Origin of the sequence: Kocuria tytonicola, assembly GCF_003687455.1 — a bacterium.
GTDB lineage: Bacteria > Actinomycetota > Actinomycetes > Actinomycetales > Micrococcaceae > Kocuria > Kocuria tytonicola.
On the sequence record NZ_PHOA01000018.1, the window covers coordinates 1 to 17523 of the forward strand.

The following is a 17523-nucleotide window of genomic DNA, read 5'->3' on the forward strand; positions in this document are numbered from 1 at the left end:
GCACAACAAAAGGGGGCCCGAGGCACACGCCACGGGCCCCACAGAGGCACAGCAAAAATAGCGGACCTCAGTCCACCGCCAGCCGCCCCCGCTTGGCGTGCGGGTGGCGTCCGTGGACCGCGTGGTAGAAGATCGCCGCGAGGACCACCACCACGGCCAGCACGGTGTACATGGCGCCGAAACCGGCGGCGGAGAGCAGCAGGCCCAGGAACACGGGGCCCAGGCCCACGCCGGCGTCCACGAGCAGCAGCAGCGTGGAGATGCCGGTGCCCAGCTTGTGGGAGGGCACGGCGTTCACGGCGATGGCCTGGGCGGCGGGCATCAGCGTTCCGTAGCCCAGACCGGTCATGGCGCCCGCCACGATCACCTGCCAGTCCTGGTTGGCCATGGCCAGGATGCCCAGGGCCACGGCGAAGCAGATCAGGCCCAGGTAGACCACCACGTTGTCACCGCGCTGGTCCTGCACCTTGCCCAGCACCAGGCGCATGACCAGCATGGCCACGGCGTACGCCACGAAGAACAGCCCGGCGCCCGTGGTGACCCCGCGGTCCTCCGCGTAGGCGTTGAGGTAGGTGATGACGCCCGCGTAGCAGATGCCCACCAGGAGCATGAAGCAGCCGATCGGCACCACGGCCGGGTGCGCGATGTCCCGGAAGGAGAACTTGGCGCGCTCCGCCTGTGCCTGCGCCTCGCGCTGGGCGAGCGGTTCGCGCAGGAAGATGCCGAGCACCAGCCCGAGCGCCGCGGTGACGAGCGTGGTCCAGAACAGCCAGCTGTAGTCCAGCGTGCCCACCAGGAAGAGACCCAGGGCGGGGCCGATCGCCGTGGCCAGCGTGGTGCCCAGCGCGAAGTACCCGGTGCCCTCGCCGCGGCGGGAGTCGGGGATCACGGACTGGGCGATCGTCATCACGGCGGTGCTCGCGAACGCGTACCCGAAACCGTGGACCATGCGCACCGCGATCAGCACGGGCATGGACCCGGCGGGCAGGTACAGCGCGCACGCCACCGTCACCACCACCAGGGAGATCAGCAGCATCCGGCGCCGCCCGAGCGCGTCCACCAGGTAGCCGGAGAACAGCCGCGCCACGGTGGCGCCCACCACGAACGCGCTGGAGGCGAAACCGCCGGCGGCGTCCGATGCCGCGAAGCTCTTCACCGCGTACAGCGCCATGGTGGTGACCAGCATGTAGAAGGTCAGGTACTGCAGGAAGTTGACCACCCACGCCACCACGAAGGTGGGCGTGACCAGCCGCTCGGGGCCCGTGGAGTGCGCCGGGCCGGGCGCACTCCGTTCCACCGTCACCGGTACCTGTCCTGTGGGTGCGTGGTTCTCGGTGTCCACCGACACGGGCTGCTCCTGTCCTCAAAGTTTTGTATCGTGCAAAATTGTAGCATGCAATTTGCAGAGTACAATAGGTGGGTCCCAGCTCGGCCCCCGGCTGCGGCCGGGCGGGAATGAAAGGATGGATCCGTGCAGAGTGAGGATTCCGTCAACGAGCTGGTCTACGAGCACATGCTGCTGTCCCGGTACGCCCTGCAGGGCGCGCCACCGCAGTCCCGCACCGAGGCGCTGGACCGCAGCTCCACCGTGCTGCTCGCACGCCTCCAGGCGGGCGGACCCATGAGTGTTGCCGAACTCGCCCAGTCCTTCGGCCTGGACATCTCCACCGTCCACCGGCAGGTCGCGGCCGCCATGAAGAGCGGGCTCATTGAGCGCATCAAGGACCCCGAGGGCGGGGTGGCGCGGAAGCACCAGCCCACCGAGGAGGGTGTGCGGCGGCTCGAGGAGGAGTTCCGCTCCCGCCGCGCGTCCTACGAGCAGTTCACCGCGGACTGGCCCCGGGAGGACGTCACCGCCCTGGCCCGTCTGGCCCGCCGCTTCAATGAGAGCGTGGAGGGCACCCTGGGGCACAGCTGGCCCCGGCACTACCCCACGGAAACGGGCGCTGCGGAACCCGCTCCCGGCACCCCCGCCGCCCAGGACTAGGGTGGGAGCGTGACTCGCCTAACGAACTTCACACGCCAGGGACTCCGGTTCGACGTCCTCGACCAGGGGCCCGAGGACGGCCCCGTGGTCCTTCTGCTGCACGGCTTCCCGCAGGACGCGCACTGCTGGGACGACGTCGCCGCGCGCCTCAACGCGCACGGTCTGCGCACCCTGGCCGTGGACCAGCGCGGCTACTCGCGGGGTGCCCGCCCGGAGAAGGTCTCGGACTTCCGTCGGGAGGAGCTCTCCGCCGACGCACTGGCCCTCGCGGACGCGGCCGGCGCAGAGACGTTCCACCTGGTCGGCCACGACTGGGGTGGCGTGCTCGCGTGGGACATCGCCCTGCGCGCACCCGAGCGGGTGACCTCTCTGACCGTGCTGTCGACGCCGCACCCCACTGCCCTGGGCCACGCCCTGAAGACCGCGGACCAGCTGAAGAAGTCCTGGTACATCGGCATGTTCCAGATCCCCGCCGCGCCGGAGCGGCTGCTCGCCGGACGGATCGGCGCGCTTGCCCGCCGCCAGGGAATCGACGAGGAGGCGGCCTCACGCTACGGGCGGCGCTTCGCCACCGCCGCGGATCTGCGCGGACCCATCAACTGGTACCGCGCCATGTTCCGCCACGACGGCGTCACCGAGAAGCATTCCGGAAACGGCATCATCACCGTTCCCACCACGTTCGTCTGGGGCAACCGTGATCCCGCGCTGGGCCGCACCGCCGCGGAGGAGTCCGAGGTGTACGTGCACGCGCCGTACCGCTTCCTCGAGCTCGACGCCGGCCACTGGCTCCCGGAGCGCGAGGCCGCCACGGTGGCTGACGCCATCGTGGAGCGGATCTCCTCCGCCACGGCCAGCTGACACCGGCCGGCCACCTCGGTCCCCGGACTCAGGAGACCGAGGAACCGAGCACCTCCAGCACGGCGTCTCCGTACTCGGCGAGCTTCTTCGCGCCCACCCCGCTGATCCCGCTGAGCTGTGCGGTCGACTCCGGGGCGGCCTCCACGATCCCCACCAGCGTGGCGTCCGAGAACACCATGTAGGGCGGGATCTGTTTTTCCTTGGCCACCGACGTGCGCCACTCGCGCAGTGCCTCGAAGACCTCCCGGTCCGCGGTCTCCAGCGTGTCCGCGGCACGTGAGCGAGACCCGCTTCCACCGGACCGGCACCGGCCGGCACCGCGGGAGGACGGCGCCCGGTCCACCGCGAGCTCCACGGTTGCCTCGCCGCGCAGCACGGGAGCGGCTTCCGGCCCGGGGACGAGCACCCCGAAGTCCCCCACCGCCTCCACGATGCGGCGGGCCAGCAGCTGCCGCAGCACCGAGCGCCACTCCCGCTCGGAGAGCTCCTGCCCGATCCCCCACACGCTCAGCTCCTGGTGGCGTGAGGCCTCGGTGCGCTCGTTGGTCCGGCCCAGCAGCACGTCGAAGACCTTGCCGGAGCCGAACTGCTCCCCGCGCTCCCGCTGCAGCCGGATGAGTGTGGACAGCAGCTTCTGGGCCGGAACGGTGGCGTCCCAGACCTTCGGCGGGTTGAGGCATGTATCGCAGTTGCCGCATGCTTCCGAGTCCTGCCCGAAGTATCGCAGCAGCTGCACCCGGCGGCACGAGGTGGTCTCGCACAGGGCGAGCATGGCGTCCAGGTGGGAGCGGGCGCTGCGCTTGTGGAGGTCCGACCCCTCCCCCTGGTCGATCATCCGCCGCTGGTTCACCACGTCCCCCAGGCCGTAGGCCATCCATGCCGTGGCGGGCATGCCGTCGCGGCCCGCGCGCCCGGTCTCCTGGTAGTAGCCCTCAATGCTCTTGGGCAGGTCCAGGTGGGCGACGAACCGCACGTCCGGCTTGTCGATCCCCATGCCGAACGCAATCGTGGCGACGACGACGATCCCTTCCTCCCGCAGGAACCGCACCTGGGTGTCGTGGCGCACCGCGGCGTCGAGCCCCGCGTGGTACGGCAGGGCGGGGACGCCGCGGTCCGAGAGCCACGCGGCGGTGGACTCCACGCTCTTGCGGGACAGGCAGTAGACGATCCCGGCCTCCCCCGGGTGCTCCGACTGGATCAGCCGCAGCAGCTGGTCCTTGGCCCGGTCCTTGGGCTCGATCCGGTACTGGATGTTGGGGCGGTCGAAGTTGGAGACGAAGTGGCGCGCGTCTGCCATCCGCAGCCGTTCGGTGAGCTCCCGGTGGGTCTCGCGCGTGGCGGTGGCGGTGAGCGCAATGCGGGGGACGTCCGGGAACGCGTCGGCCAGGACGGAGAGCCCCAGGTAGTCCGGCCGGAAGTCGTGACCCCACTGGGCCACGCAGTGCGCCTCGTCGATGGCGAACAGCGCGATCTGCGAGCGCTGGAGCAGCTCCACGGTGCGGGGCAGGATGAGGCGCTCGGGAGCCATGTAGAGCAGGTCGATCTCCCCTGCCAGCAGCTGCCGCTCCACCTCCTGTGCCTCGTACGGCTCCAGGGTGGAGTTGAGGAACGCCGCTCGGATGCCCACGGCGTCCAGCGCGGCCACCTGGTCGGCCATCAGCGCGATCAGGGGAGAGACCACCACGCCCGTGCCCTCCCGCAGGATCGCGGGGATCTGGTAGCACAGGGACTTGCCGCCGCCCGTGGGCATGAGCACCACGGCGTCCCCGCCCCCCGCCACGTGGTCGATGATCTCCGCCTGCTCGCCACGGAACGCCTCGTACCCGAAGACCTCCTGCAGAACGGCGAGGGACTCGGGGATGGTGCTCGTGGAGGTCATGCCTCCAGGGTAGGCGGTGGGCGGAAGACTGCCGTGTGACCCGGGTGCGCTGTGGAGGAGACCCTGCGCTGCGGGCTCGCCCACCAGGACAGCATCCGGTCCCGGCGCTAGACTCGGCCCGTACGTCCCCACGATCTGCAGCTGCGGAGGAACGAGGCACACGTGCGCAAGGAGGCAGCCGGCTCCCCCGCCGGCACCAGACAGCGCTGACCCGCGCGGCCGTCACTCCCGGGTGACCACGCCGTGCCCATTCGTCATGCCCGAAAACCTCACCGCGTCCCTGCCGCGGCCGCTCACCGGCCCGGCACCCAGCGCCGTCGCCCTCCGATCACGACGCCGCTGCCGCACCTCTCAGCCCCGCACGCGGGTGAGTGCACCCCGTCGAGTCCGCGAGCGCCGTCGTGCGCGCAGGGGACGCACCAGCACGAGAACGAAAGCACAGAAGCATGCATCCGCATACAGAATCCGAGATCCGCAAGAGCTTCATCAACTGTTCCAAGGGCGCATCGCAGCGCATCAACATCCCGCAGGAGGTGCTGCACACGGACTGGGAGTCCCAGATCTTCCTGGGCTGGTACGACCCCAAATCGCCGCGCGCGGGCTACGTGGTGGCCGAGACCGAGAACGGGCTGCGCGGGCTGGTCCTGGAGAAGAGCCCCCAGAAGGCCACCGGCGGGGCGCGCATGTGCCAGATCTGCCTGACCCTGCACCCGGCCAGCGGTGTGTCCCTGGTGTCCATCCAGCGCTCGAAGTCCGCGAAGGACCGGTACAACACGGTGGGCACGTACGTGTGCTCGGACCTCGCGTGCAGCGACTACACGCTGGGGCGTCGGAAGCCGGACGGCGTGCGCCAGATGGAGGAGACCATGGGCGTGGAGGAACGGGCCGAGCGCACGCTGGCCAACATGCGCGGACTCATCCAGCGCGTTGCCGAGGCGATGGGCAGGTAGCCCGGGTCAGCTCGTGAAGGGCTTGGAGAAGATCGGGACCATGATGTCGCTGAAGTTCTCCTCGTCCGCCATCTCCCGGCGGAACTTCTGGCCCGGGTGCTTCAGGGCGAACTGCCTGCGGCGCCCGGCCCAGAGGGTCTCCGACGCCAGGTACTGGCCCAGCATGCCGCCCATGCACAGGCAGAACGCGGTGATCGCGGCCTTCAGCACGGAGTCCCCGGCGTCCTCCAGGCCGAGGAGCACACCCAGCACGCCCTGGTAGACGAGCATCCCGGGGAACAGTGGCAGCAGCACGATCATGAGCGTCGCGTTGGACGCGAGATTGAGGGCACGCACCAGGGAGACGCTCAGGGCACCGGCGACCACCGAGGAGATCAGGATGGCCCCGTAGGAGTTGATCCCCAGGGCCCCGATGGCCAGGACACCCAGCTGGACCAGGCCGCCGAAGAGCCCGAGCGAGGCGAGCTTCCAGCCGCGCCCGCCCGACGCGAGCGCGAAGCCCGCCGAGACGATCGCCGCGCCCAGGACGGTGAGCGCCCAGCGGGAGTCGTCCATCTCCAGGGTCTCGATGAAGTCCATCGAGTCCCCCACGAGCGGCTGCATCGCGTGGATGCCGATGCTGACACCGGCCACCAGGCCCGCGGTGCTCGTGACGGCCTCCAGGATCCGACCGGACGCGGAGACGTACCAGCCGGTGATGACGTCGTGCACCGCACCGTACGCGGCGATGCCCGCCAGCCATGCGGCGAGCGCGGCCACGATGCAGACCGCCGTCTGCGTGACGGAGAAGAACACCCCGCACACCGTGGCACCCAGCACCGCCGTGAGACCGCCGGCCGCCAGGCTGAAGATCTCCGGAGCCTTCACCCGCTGGATGAGGGCGTACACGCCGTAGACCACCGCGGACACCACGCCCGCACTGATGGCCGTGCCCCAGCTGCCGCCCAGGATCAGGGCGAAGCCCACACCGAACATGGTGAACCCGGTCATGATCAGCTTGTGACCGATGATCCGGGACTCCGCCATGACCTCCTCCATGCGGTCGCTGGCCTCGTCCGCCGTGAGCTCACCCATCACGAACGACTCCAGCACCTCGCCCGCGGCAGTGCGCAGCTCGATGTCCAGCGTGCCGGGCTGCGTCTCGAACACCCGCGTGCTGGGAGCCTTGTCCGGCGCGTCCTGGTGGCTGATGGTCACCTGTCCCAGGGAGACGCTCACCGTCACGTCCCGCAGGTCGGTCTTGCGGAAGATCGACAGCAGCGACTTGGTGGTGTTCGCGGATCCCGCCCCGCTGCGGATCAGGGCGTCCGCGATCTGGAACGCGAGTCTGTAAGCAGCCTGTTCAGTGGTGAGCACTGGGCAAGCGTAGTGGGGCGCATCGGCTACCGGCGAGGTGAGGCGGGGGCTCGGTGGTGGGAGGTTGCACACACCGCCCACCGGGAAGGAGACCCCCAACTTCGCTCGAGCCCCTCCGCTCCCGGTGCTAGAACCCCTCCAGCGCCATGTTCGCGAACCGCGAGTAGTGGCCCTGGAACGCCACGACGATCGTCTTGGTGGGCCCGTTGCGGTGCTTTGCCACGATCACGTCCGCCTCACCGGCGCGCGGGGACTCCTTGTCGTACACGTCCTCGCGGTGCAGGAGGATGACCATGTCCGCATCTTGTTCGATCGAGTTGTGAACGGTGACCCCGTTGGCGATGAAGTTGTGGGCCCCCACCACGGTGGCATCGAACACTTCCTCTTCTCCACCCGCGGTGATGGACACGATGCGATCCCAGTAGAGGTCGTTCATGGCGATCATGTCGAGTTCGTGGGTGTCGAGAACGTCAATGACCTCCCCCACGCGCACGGGCCGGTCCAGTACGGCCGTGGCAGTGCCAGTGGTTGGGGGACCCAGAGGGGTGGCACTCCGGTTCGCCACGATTCGCCGGACATCATCCCATACGTTACCGGGCTCAACCTCCGAGTGAGGGGCCATGGACCGCTGAGCCTTCTCGGCACGCAAATGGTCCAGCAGGTGAGCCGCACCCACCGCGTAAAGGCCGTCCACGGGAATCTGCTCCAGGAACATGAGCTGGTCCTCGAACTCCTCGATCCGCACCTCGGCGCCGACGGTGGTTCCCACCACGGATCCGAGGATGCCGAAGCGCATCAGCAGCTGAGCCACCTGCCCTGCCACTGTCATGTTCAACCCGTGCAGTACCAGCTCGCCCGCTCCGGTGCCTTCTCCGCGCGGCCCGGCTGACACGACGCCCGTCGCAGTCCACGCCGCACTCAGCAGAGTGCGAACCTGTCCCTTGGGGAGGCTGAAGGCCTCAAGAGGCAGCGTTGGGACCGCGGCGAGCGACCCGCCCAGCCGGGACACGGCGTCGTCGTCCCACGTCGTCTCCTGCTCCGGCGCGCACACGTGCCGCGGGATGCCCAGCCGCTCTCCCACACCGAGATCGCCCAGTGCCCGCCACCCGTCGTAGGTGAAGAACTTGTGGTTCGCCGTGGCCCTGACCTCCCGCCCAGACGCAAGACGGAGCGTGAACACCGGCTTGGCCCCCGTGGAGAACACGTGGGTCAAGGGCCGCTTCACGTAGCGGAGGTCGTCCGCGAGGGCCCACACCGGTACATCCTGCTCACCGGACTCGTAAAGCGCCCGCATGGTGGTCTCCGCACCGGTGTCCGCGCGAAGGATGCGCGTGTCGCCCGTGAGGCAGCCCGATTCACGCAAGTCACTCACCTGCGGCTTCTTGTCCTGGCGCTGCTCCGAACCGCGGTTCAGCTGGGACAGTGCCACCACGGGCACGTCCAGCTCCTTGGCGAGCAGCTTGAGCGCACGGGAGAACTCGGAGACCTCCTGCTGGCGGGACTCCACCTTCTTGCCGGAGCTCATGAGCTGCAGGTAGTCGAGGATCACGAGGTTGAGGTCGTGCTTCTGCTTGAGCCGGCGGCACTTGGCGCGGATCTCCATGAGGGACATGTTGGGGGAGTCGTCGATGAACAGGGGCGCCTCGTTCATCTTGCCCATGATCTGCGCGATCTTCGCCCACTGGTCGTCCTGCAGGGTGCCCGCACGCAGGTCCTGCATGTTGAGGGTGCCCTCCGCGGAGAGCAGGCGCATGGCGATCTCGTTGCGGCTCATCTCCAGGGAGAAGATCACCGAGGTCATGCCGTGCTTGATGGACGCGGAGCGGGCCACGTCCAGCGCGAGCGTGGACTTGCCCATGGCGGGACGCGCCGCGATCACGATCATCTGCCCGCCCTGGAAGCCGTGCGTGAGCTCGTCCAGCTCGTGGAAACCGGTGGGCACTCCCTGCATCCCGGAGCGGCTGCCCGCGGCCTCGATCTCGTCCACGGTGGCTTCCATGACGTCCTTCAGCGGGACGTAGTCCTCCGCCGTGCGCCGTTCGGCCACCTGGTAGATCTCGCCCTGGGCCTCATTGACGATGTCGTCCACTTCGCCGTCGTGCGCGTAGCCCAGCTGCACGATCTTGGTGCCGGCCTCCACGAGACGCCGGAGCACCGCGCGCTCCCGCACGATCTCGGCGTAGAACCCCGCGTTCGCCGCGGTGGGCACCGAGGCGATCAGCGAGTGCAGGTACGCCACCCCGCCGATCCGCTCGATCTCACCGCTCTTGGTGAGCTCGTCCCCCACCGTGATGGCGTCCGCCGGCTCACCCCGCCCGTACAGGGACACCACGGCATCGTAGATGCTCTCGTGCGCCGGCTTGTAGAAGTCAACGCCGCGCAGCACTTCCACCACGTCCGCGATGGCGTCCTTGGACAGCATCATCCCGCCCAGCACCGACTGTTCGGCCTGGTTGTCGTGCGGCATGGTGCGGCCGTAGTCCTCGCGCGAACCGGACGTGTATTCGGACACCCTTACCCACTTTCGTCACCGTGCTGCCGCCGTTTCCGACGGTCCCGTTCATTGTCGCACCGCCCGCAGACCCGCATGACGGCCCGTCGCGGACCCCGCTTTTCCCCGCTGAACGACGACGCCGCCGCGCCGCCGCCCTGCCGCGCGTCACCACCCGGGCGACCCCGTGAAGCCGCGGTGACCAGGGGCGATGACGGAACGTGCCCACGGCCCCGGGTGGGCGGCGTCGTCCCGGGAAGCGCCTGGCGGGAGCACATGAGAAGCACACTGTCCACTGCCTGTGGACAACGTTGTGGAGATCGTGTGGAACACGCCAGGCGTGCGTGTGCACAGCATGTGGAAAGCGTTGTGGACAACCTCTCGCTGCTGCGGACGAGTCAGCTCAGCGCCACGATGCACAGCAGCCACAGCAGGGGTGAGCAGAGGATCGCCAGCACGAGCAGGGCCACGAAGCGACCGCGCAGGGCCGGGAAGGACAGGGTCCCGGCCACGGCGACCACTCCCGTGGTGAGCGATGCGATGACGCTGAGTACCAGACCGGTCAGAATCACGGACATGGCCGCCCGGGGGCCGAACGAGTTGCCCAGTGCGAATCCCCCGAAGAAGAACGCCACGGTCAGCACCAGGCTCACCCCGCCGGCCCAGAACAGCTTCCGGCCCGTGCTGGGCCGCCTCCCACTCGTGATCATGGCCAGCATCCTCCCACGGGGCACTGACGAGACACTGGACGGGTCCGGACAGGGAAGAACCCCGTGGAACGTGTGTTCCACGGGGTTCTCACGGATCCTTCACCGATCCGCGTTCCGTACCCCTGCGAGCCTCCGCGTGAGCGGGACCCGGCAGGGATGCCACGGCCCGGTGGGACCGTGGGTGGACACGCGAATCAGGCGGGGACGACCTCGAACTCCACGTTCGCGTTGACGTCCTCGTGCAGGTGGACCACGGCCTGGTACACGCCGGTGGTCTTGATGCGCTGGGTCAGGTCCACGCGACGCTTGTCGATGGAGCCCAGACCGGCACTCTCCACTGCGGACGCGATGTCGCCGGCGCGGACCGTGCCGAACAGGCGACCCTCGGCACCGGCCGTGACCGGAACGGTCAGGGTGGTGGAGGTCAGCTTGGCGGCGAGAGCCTGGGCGTCCTCGAGGGAGGACAGCTCACGGGCCGCACGAGCCTGCTTGATCGACTCGATCTGCTTCTCGGCGCCACGGCTCCACGGGGTGGCGAAGCCGCGGGGGAACAGGAAGTTACGGGCGTAGCCGTTCTTCACGTCCACCACGTCGCCAGCGGAACCGAGCCCGGAGACTTCCTGGGTCAGGATGATCTTTGCCATGAATTCTCAGTCCTCTCTGATCAGCGGCCGGCGCCGGAGTAGGGCAGCAGTGCCACTTCGCGAGCGTTCTTGATCGCCTGGGCGATCTTGCGCTGCTCCTGGACGGACACGCCGGTCACGCGGCGAGCGCGGATCTTTCCGCGATCGGAGATGAACTTGCGCAGCAGAGCGACATCCTTGTAGTCGATCTCGGTGATGTCGGCCGCCTTGAGCGGGTTCTGCTTTGGTTTCGGCTTGCGGATTTCAGCCTTGGCCATCGTGGTGCTCCTTTTCTGGTGCGGAGCCCGCAGGCATGCCTGCGGGATGGGGTGGATTGGTTGGGTCTAGAAGGGAGGCTCGTCCTCGGAGTCGGCACCCCAGTCGTAGCTGCCGCCGGAGGACTGGCCCCACGGGTCACCGCTCTGCTGGCGCTGCTGGCCGCCGCGGTTGCCCTGGTTGCCGTTGAAACCGCCCTGGCTGCTCTGGTTCCCGCCGAAGCCGCCGCCCTGGGAGTCGTTGAAGCCTCCCTGGCCGCCGCCCTGGTTGACACCACTGCCGCCCTGACCGCCGCCGAAGCCCTGGTTCCCGCCGTAGGAGCTGTTGCCCCCACCGCGCGAGTTCCGGTTGATCTTGGCGGTCGCGTACTTCATGGAGGGGCCGATCTCGTCCACTTCCAGCTCGGTGCTGGTGCGGCGCTCCCCCTCCTTGGTCTCGTACGAGCGTGCCTTGAGGCGGCCCTGGACGATCACGCGGGTGCCCTTGGTGAGGGACTCCGCAACGTTCTCGGCAGCCTCACGCCACACGGAGCAGCGCATGAAGAGGGTTTCCTGGTCCTTCCACTCGTTGCTCTGCCGGTCGAACGCGCGCGGGGTGGACGCAACGGTGAAGTTGGCCACCGCGGCCCCGGACGGCGTGAAGCGAAGTTCGGGGTCTGCGGTCAGATTTCCGATCACGGTGATGACGGTGTCGCCAGCCATGTGAACCTCCGGGTGTGTGGACGCTGGATGCAGGACTCAGTGGGGTGCCAGCATCTCACGCCGGTGCCGTGCGGGCTCCTGGCGCGAGGTGCTCTGTGCAGTCCGGGTGGACCGCACGCTCACCTCACTTGCCGTGGATCTTCTGCTCTTCCGGGCGGATGATCTTGGTGCGCATCACGGCCTCGTTGAGGCTCAGGACGCGGTCCAGTTCCTTGGCGGTCTGCGGCTCGGCGGTGAAGTTCACCACGGCGTAGATGCCCTCGGACTTCTTCTGGATCTCGTAGGCCAGGCGACGACGGCCCCAGATGTCGAGCTTCTCGACGGTGCCGTTCTCCTTGGTGACGACCTCGAGGAACTTCTTGAGGGTCGGCTCGACGGCGCGCTCCTCCACCTCGGGGTTGAGGATGACCATCAGTTCGTATTCACGCATGTAAAGAACCCACCTCCTTCGGGCTAAGCGGCTGCGGTCCTTCCGCAGCAGGAGGTTCTGTGCGTATGTCGGTGCCGGCAGCGAACGACGCACGGCACACAGACTTTCCTACACTACTACAGGGGGGGCCTCAGTAGCCACTCACCCGGCGGGCCAGCCGGGCGTTGAGGGTGCCCACGCGCAGCGGGATCACGAAGACGTCGATGAGCATCAGGAGCCACAGCGGGATCAGGAAGAACCAGCCGATCAGGATCCCCACCGTGAGCCAGCCGGTGGCGCCCAGGAGGAAGTACAGGATGCCCTGGAAAGGCTGCGCCAGGTAGAACTTGTGCACTCCGAACTGCCCCAGGAAGAACCACAGCACGTAGGCCAGCAGCGCCGACTTGCCGCCCACCACGTTGACGTTCACCGTGGGCGCGCCCGCGCCGGGCTGGCCCCACTGCGAGGCGCCACCCGCGGGACCGAACGGCGGCCCCTGGCGGTACCCCTGCGGTGCACCCTCGCGAGGGGGCAGGGGCTGCGCGCGGTAGTACTCCGGTTCCTCGGCCATGCTGCGCTCCTGTCTCTGACCGGCTGCCGGGTCGCAACCGTCTTCCCCCGATTCTACGAGGGGCGGCTGGACCTCTCCCGAGGGCCCAGCGTCGAGCGCAGGTGCACGTCGGTCTCCAGACGCTGCCCGGTGGTCCGCGCCGTCGCCTCGATCCCGAACTCCACGGTGCCCTTCTTCCGGTGTCCGTCCTGCACCCACTCCACGGAGGCCTTCGCGGCCCGGAAGCGCACGGCGTGGAACGTCAGCGGGTCCTGCGCGTCCTGCTCCAGCAGGAGCGAGGGCCGGGAGGCCAGCTCCCACCGCACGTCCGAGACCCCCTCCGGGAGCCCTTCAGCCGGAGTGCGCCCGTCCGCGCCCCTGCTCCCCGCGGACGACGCCGCTCGTGCCAGTTCGCGCGGCACCGGGCACCGCCCGGGGTCCAGGTGCACGGCCCGGCGGCACCGGGCGAGGGCGTCCTGGACGTCCCGCTCCACGGCCTCCCACATGCGCGGCGACGCCGTGTAGGCGACCTCCGCAAGAGCCTCACGAGGTGCCGCCATGGATATCACCGCCGGGGCATGCTCACTGGCCAGGAGGTACGAGTCCCGCGGCAGAGCGACGTCGTACGCGCCGGGCAGGCCCTCCAGGCGCCACGTGCGCGCGGGGGCCGCGGGATCTGACGGGTCCGTGGGCGTCAGGAAGGAGGGATCGGGCCGGACCGTCGCCCCGTTGACCGTGAGGGCGTCCACCGCCGCGGGCAGGTGCACGGCCACCGGGGCGTCGTCCCGGTCCCGCAGCTGCCACGAGTCGTTGAAGGGCCCCCACGCGGAGACCCGGTGGACGGTGTACTCGCGCCGGACCGTGGCGCCGCTCCCCGTGCGGACGTCCACGGCCACCCGGGCCACGTCACCCGTCACGCGCGTGCCCACGAACTCGTGGTGCTGCGGGCGGTTCGCGGCCGCCCGGTAGACCGCGTTGCCGAGCAGCTGCGCACGGTCCACACCGTTCTGGACCATCAGAGGGGCGAGCACCTGCCGGGCGCTGCCGCCCTCGAGGTAGCCCAGGTAGGTGTCCACGGGGGACTCCGGCTCACGGGCCACCAGCAGGTAGTTCGCGGCGGTGGACCACGCGGTGACCGTGAGCACCACGAACACCACGATCAGCACCATGGGAACGCGCAGCACCCGCCACGAGGGCAGCCTCAGGCGTTCGAACCGGGAGTCACGCTCGGCCACTGGCACCCACCGTCGTCACTGGACGGCGGACGCGCCCAGGGCCGCCGCCTTGCGTCCGCGGAACATGTCCACCACCACGGCCACCACCAGGTAGACCAGGAAGAGGTAGCGCACCACGGCCAGCAGGTCCTGGGCGCTCCACCCGAACTCCTGCACCCATGGGAGCGTGGGCCACGCGGAGGCCGGGAGCACCACGGTGGCCCAGTAGAACATCTCCACCACCTGCCACAGCGCGAACTCCACCCAGTTGCGGCGGCACAGGATGACGAGCGGCACGAACCACACCACGTAGGTCAGGGAGTACTCCTTGGCCAGCAGGATGTAGAGGGCCAGCAGCAGGAACGTCACCTGGACCGCCGAGGGCTCGCGCTTGCTCAGCAGGGACACCAGCAGCACGAACACGAGCGCCAGGACCATGCTCAGCAGCACGAACTGGGCCCCGTCCCCGGCGCCCAAGGAGATGCCGGTGCGCGGCTCCACCGTGTCGGACCAGACGTTCCACAGGGAGGGCTGGTCCGTGCCGGCATGGAGCATCGTGGTGAACTGGGCCACCCAGCGGTCCCACGCGGTGAGCATGTACGTGCCGTTGATGACCGCCCACGCGAACACCGCCCACAGCAGGGCGCCCAGGATGTCCTTCAGGAAGCGGTGGCGCGCGGCCATGATCAGGATGGCCAGGAGCACCACCACCGGGAAGAACGCCACGGAGGCCCCGAAACCCACCATGATCCCGGCCACCGCCGGGTTGCCGCGCACGTAGCCGAGCAGGGCCAGCATCATGAAGAGGACGGCCCACAGGTCCCAGGACTGGAACCCCACCAGCACGATCACCGGGGACAGCGCCATCACAAAGGCGTCCGTGCGGCGGTTGCCGCTCAGGGAGGAGACCACGGCCACGATCGCGAGCCACACCAGGGCCAGCAGCACCAGCGACAGGTCCAGGTAGAAGCCCTTGCCCACGTCCAGCCCCATGAGCGAGGAGAGGTTGGACGCGAACCATCCGATGATGGTGGTGATCATCCCCACGAGCACGGGCTGGTCCCCCGTGGGCCCGCCCGTGAAGAAGCCCCCGGCCACGTCCGTGGAGCGCACGGCCAGGTCCCCCGCGCCGACCACCGTGGAGCACAGCTGCGGCACCTGCTCGGCCACGTGCCAGTCCGGGACGCGGCACGGGATGCGCAGAACATAGGCCATCATTACCGTGTAGAGGCCGAGGCCCAGCAGCACCAGCCCGGCACTTCCTCCGGATCTGTTGCGCGCACTTTCAAGGCTCATGGGGGTCTCCCTCGGACACGGTTGCTGTTGGCCCCAAGTGTTCCACGGCTGCGCGCCCTGCCCGGTCATGGCGCCGTGGATGAAGTCGGTGCCGTCCCACACGGTAGTCCCGCCCCTGAGGACAGCCCCGTTCCCGACGACGCCGCGCCCGGGACCACCAGCACCCAGGACCGCAGCGGCGGGCGCGCGCCTCAGGAGTCCGTGACGCCCTTCTCCCGGGCCCACGCCAGCAGCCGTTCCCGTGCGACGTCCTCCCCCACGGCACCCTCGTCCAGGCGCATCTCCAGGAGGAACTTGTAGGCCCGCCCCACCACCGGCCCCGGGGGGACACCCAGGATCGCCATGATCTGCTGGCCGTCCAGCTCGGGGCGCACGGCCTCGAGCTGCTCCTGCTCGGCGAGCTGCTCGATGCGCCGTTCGAGCTCGTCGTAGTGGCCCGCGAGCCGCGCCGCCTTGCGCCGGTTGCGGGTGGTCACGTCGGAGCGGGTGAGCCGGTGCAGCCGCTCCAGCTCGTCCCCCGCGTCCCGCACGTAGCGGCGCACGGCGGAGTCGGTCCAGTCCGCCTCCCCATATCCGTAGAAACGCATATGAAGCTCCACGAGCCGCGTGACCCGCTTGATGGTGTCGTTGTCGAAGCGCAGCGCCTTCATCCGCTTCCGCGTGAGCTTGGCCCCCACCACCTCGTGGTGGCGGAAACTCACCGCCCCGGTGGGCTCGAACTTCCGCGTGGCGGGCTTGCCGACGTCGTGCATGAGGGCGGCGAACCGGAGGACGAAGTCCGGGGCGGGGACGGCGCCGTCGGGACCGGTCTCCTTCTCCGCCGCCTGCTCCATGACCGTGAGGGAATGCTGGTAGACGTCCTTGTGGTGGTGCGCCTCGTCCGTCTCGAGCTGCAGCGCGGGGACCTCAGGGAGAACGATCTGCGCGAGTCCCGTGTCCACCAGAAGCTCCACGCCGCGGCGGGGGTGGGCGCCGCAGATGAGCTTGACCAGCTCCTCGCGCACGCGCTCCGCGGAGACGATCTCGATGCGCTGGGCCATGGCCGTCATGGCCTCCCGCACGGGCTCGGCCACGGTGAGTCCCAGCTGGGACGTGAACCGCGCGGCGCGCATCATGCGCAGGGGATCGTCCGTGAAGGAGTCCTCCGGGGTCCCCGGGGTCCGCAGCATCCCGGCGTGCAGGTCCTTGATGCCCCCGAAGGGGTCCACCAGCTCCATGTCCGGCAGCCGCAGGGCCATGGCGTTGACCGTGAAGTCGCGGCGCCGCAGGTCCTCGGTGAGGTCGTCCCCGAAGGCCACGGTGGGTTTGCGGGAGTCGGGGTCGTAGGCCTCCGCACGGTAGGTCGTGACCTCCAGCTGCATCCCGGCCTTGCGCATCCCGATGGTCCCGAAGTCCCGGCCGATCTCCCAGTGCGCGTCCGCCCAGTTGCGAATGATCTCCAGGGTCTGGTCCGGGCCCGCGTCCGTGGTGAAGTCCAGGTCCAGGGCCTCACGGCCCAGCAGCAGGTCCCGCACCGGTCCGCCCACCAGGGACAGTTCGTGGCCGGCGCGCTCGAACAGGCGGCCGAGCTCGCGGGAGACGGGAGGGAGTGAGGAGGTGTCCAGCAGCTGCGTCATGATGCGAGCCATTATCGCACCAGCGGGGTCCGCCACCTGCTTCAGGGTGCACCGGGGAATGTGGCTAAGGTAGGGGCCATGGCATTCCCCGTACCCAGCGCGCCCAAGAGGCGACCGAACCAACCGGTCGCCGCGCTGCCCACGGTGGAAGAGGTGTCGGCCGGCGGGATCGTGGTGAACCTCTCGGACCCCGCGCACCCGGTGGCCATCATCGCCCGCATCAACCGCGGCGGTCGTCTCGAGTGGTGCCTGCCCAAGGGCCATCCCGAGGGTGATGAGACCAACCAGGAAGCCGCCGTGCGGGAGATCGAGGAGGAGACCGGGATCATGGGTCGCGTGCTCTCCCCGCTGGGCAGCATCGACTACTGGTTCACCGTCTCCGGGCACCGCGTGCACAAGACCGTCCACCACTTCCTGCTGGAGGCCACGGGCGGCCACCTGACCACGGAGAACGATCCGGACCACGAGGCCGTCGACGTCGCCTGGTCCGGGATCGACGACCTCGGCCGGACGCTGTCCTTCCCCAACGAGCGGCGCATCGCCGACATCGCCAGGGAATACATCATCCACCAGTTGTAGGCTGTCCCGTTCGAACCGTCGCGCGCCG

General features: G+C 69.2%; 17 protein-coding genes. 4 read left to right on the plus strand and 13 right to left on the minus strand.

Features of this window, described 5'->3' with window-relative positions:
• Positions 1-67 precede the first annotated feature (67 nt).
• On the minus strand, positions 68-1348 hold the full coding sequence (locus CWC38_RS03755; protein WP_121845491.1) for an MFS transporter: 1281 nt from the start codon (positions 1346-1348) through the stop codon (positions 68-70).
• A 123-nt stretch (positions 1349-1471) separates the two neighbouring features.
• Here CWC38_RS03755 and CWC38_RS03760 point away from each other — a divergent pair, with 123 nt between their 5' ends.
• Both CWC38_RS03760 and CWC38_RS03765 read left to right on the plus strand, forming a co-directional pair.
• Positions 1472-1987 carry a MarR family winged helix-turn-helix transcriptional regulator gene (locus tag CWC38_RS03760; protein WP_121845492.1) on the plus strand — a complete coding sequence of 172 codons (516 nt, stop codon included), beginning with the start codon at positions 1472-1474 and terminating at the stop codon, positions 1985-1987.
• A 9-nt stretch (positions 1988-1996) separates the two neighbouring features.
• A complete protein-coding gene (locus tag CWC38_RS03765) occupies positions 1997-2845 on the plus strand; it encodes an alpha/beta fold hydrolase (protein WP_121845493.1) in 849 nt (282 codons plus the stop codon).
• A 28-nt stretch (positions 2846-2873) separates the two neighbouring features.
• On the opposite strand, the gene recQ is transcribed toward CWC38_RS03765, so the two are convergent.
• Positions 2874-4724, minus strand: coding sequence for a DNA helicase RecQ (gene recQ / locus CWC38_RS03770; protein ID WP_121845494.1), 1851 nt, complete (start codon positions 4722-4724; stop codon positions 2874-2876).
• Between the two features lie 446 nt (positions 4725-5170).
• On the opposite strand from recQ, the gene CWC38_RS03775 reads away from it, so the two are divergent.
• Positions 5171-5674: an FBP domain-containing protein gene (locus tag CWC38_RS03775; RefSeq protein ID WP_121845495.1), complete on the plus strand. Its 504-nt coding sequence runs from the start codon at positions 5171-5173 to the stop codon at positions 5672-5674.
• Positions 5675-5680: 6 nt separating this feature from the next.
• On the opposite strand, the gene CWC38_RS03780 is transcribed toward CWC38_RS03775, so the two are convergent.
• From CWC38_RS03780 to CWC38_RS03830, 11 genes are all read right to left on the minus strand, one after another.
• Positions 5681-7030: a threonine/serine exporter family protein gene (locus CWC38_RS03780; RefSeq protein WP_121845496.1), complete on the minus strand. Its 1350-nt coding sequence runs from the start codon at positions 7028-7030 to the stop codon at positions 5681-5683.
• Between the two features lie 127 nt (positions 7031-7157).
• On the minus strand, positions 7158-9542 hold the full coding sequence (gene dnaB, locus CWC38_RS03785; protein WP_121845497.1) for a replicative DNA helicase: 2385 nt from the start codon (positions 9540-9542) through the stop codon (positions 7158-7160).
• A 377-nt stretch (positions 9543-9919) separates the two neighbouring features.
• A complete protein-coding gene (locus tag CWC38_RS03790; protein WP_121845498.1) occupies positions 9920-10231 on the minus strand; it encodes a hypothetical protein in 312 nt (103 codons plus the stop codon).
• A gap of 194 nt (positions 10232-10425) precedes the next feature.
• Positions 10426-10875, minus strand: coding sequence for a 50S ribosomal protein L9 (rplI, locus tag CWC38_RS03795; protein ID WP_121845499.1), 450 nt, complete (start codon positions 10873-10875; stop codon positions 10426-10428).
• Positions 10876-10895: 20 nt separating this feature from the next.
• A complete protein-coding gene (gene rpsR / locus CWC38_RS03800) occupies positions 10896-11132 on the minus strand; it encodes a 30S ribosomal protein S18 (RefSeq protein ID WP_055084974.1) in 237 nt (78 codons plus the stop codon).
• 66 nt (positions 11133-11198) lie between these two features.
• Positions 11199-11831, minus strand: coding sequence for a single-stranded DNA-binding protein (locus CWC38_RS03805; RefSeq protein ID WP_121845500.1), 633 nt, complete (start codon positions 11829-11831; stop codon positions 11199-11201).
• Between the two features lie 124 nt (positions 11832-11955).
• Complete coding sequence (gene rpsF / locus CWC38_RS03810) at positions 11956-12261, minus strand: 30S ribosomal protein S6 (RefSeq protein WP_121845501.1); 306 nt, start codon at positions 12259-12261, stop codon at positions 11956-11958.
• A gap of 130 nt (positions 12262-12391) precedes the next feature.
• Positions 12392-12811, minus strand: a complete 420-nt coding sequence (locus CWC38_RS03815) for a TM2 domain-containing protein (protein WP_121845502.1) — start codon at positions 12809-12811, stop codon at positions 12392-12394.
• A 53-nt stretch (positions 12812-12864) separates the two neighbouring features.
• Positions 12865-14025, minus strand: a complete 1161-nt coding sequence (locus CWC38_RS03820) for a hypothetical protein (protein ID WP_121845503.1) — start codon at positions 14023-14025, stop codon at positions 12865-12867.
• 15 nt (positions 14026-14040) lie between these two features.
• On the minus strand, positions 14041-15300 hold the full coding sequence (locus tag CWC38_RS03825; RefSeq protein ID WP_121845504.1) for a glycosyltransferase 87 family protein: 1260 nt from the start codon (positions 15298-15300) through the stop codon (positions 14041-14043).
• A 191-nt stretch (positions 15301-15491) separates the two neighbouring features.
• Complete coding sequence (locus tag CWC38_RS03830; protein ID WP_121845516.1) at positions 15492-16916, minus strand: CCA tRNA nucleotidyltransferase; 1425 nt, start codon at positions 16914-16916, stop codon at positions 15492-15494.
• Positions 16917-16994: 78 nt separating this feature from the next.
• Here CWC38_RS03830 and CWC38_RS03835 point away from each other — a divergent pair, with 78 nt between their 5' ends.
• On the plus strand, positions 16995-17495 hold the full coding sequence (locus CWC38_RS03835) for an NUDIX hydrolase (RefSeq protein WP_121845505.1): 501 nt from the start codon (positions 16995-16997) through the stop codon (positions 17493-17495).
• Positions 17496-17523 lie beyond the last annotated feature (28 nt).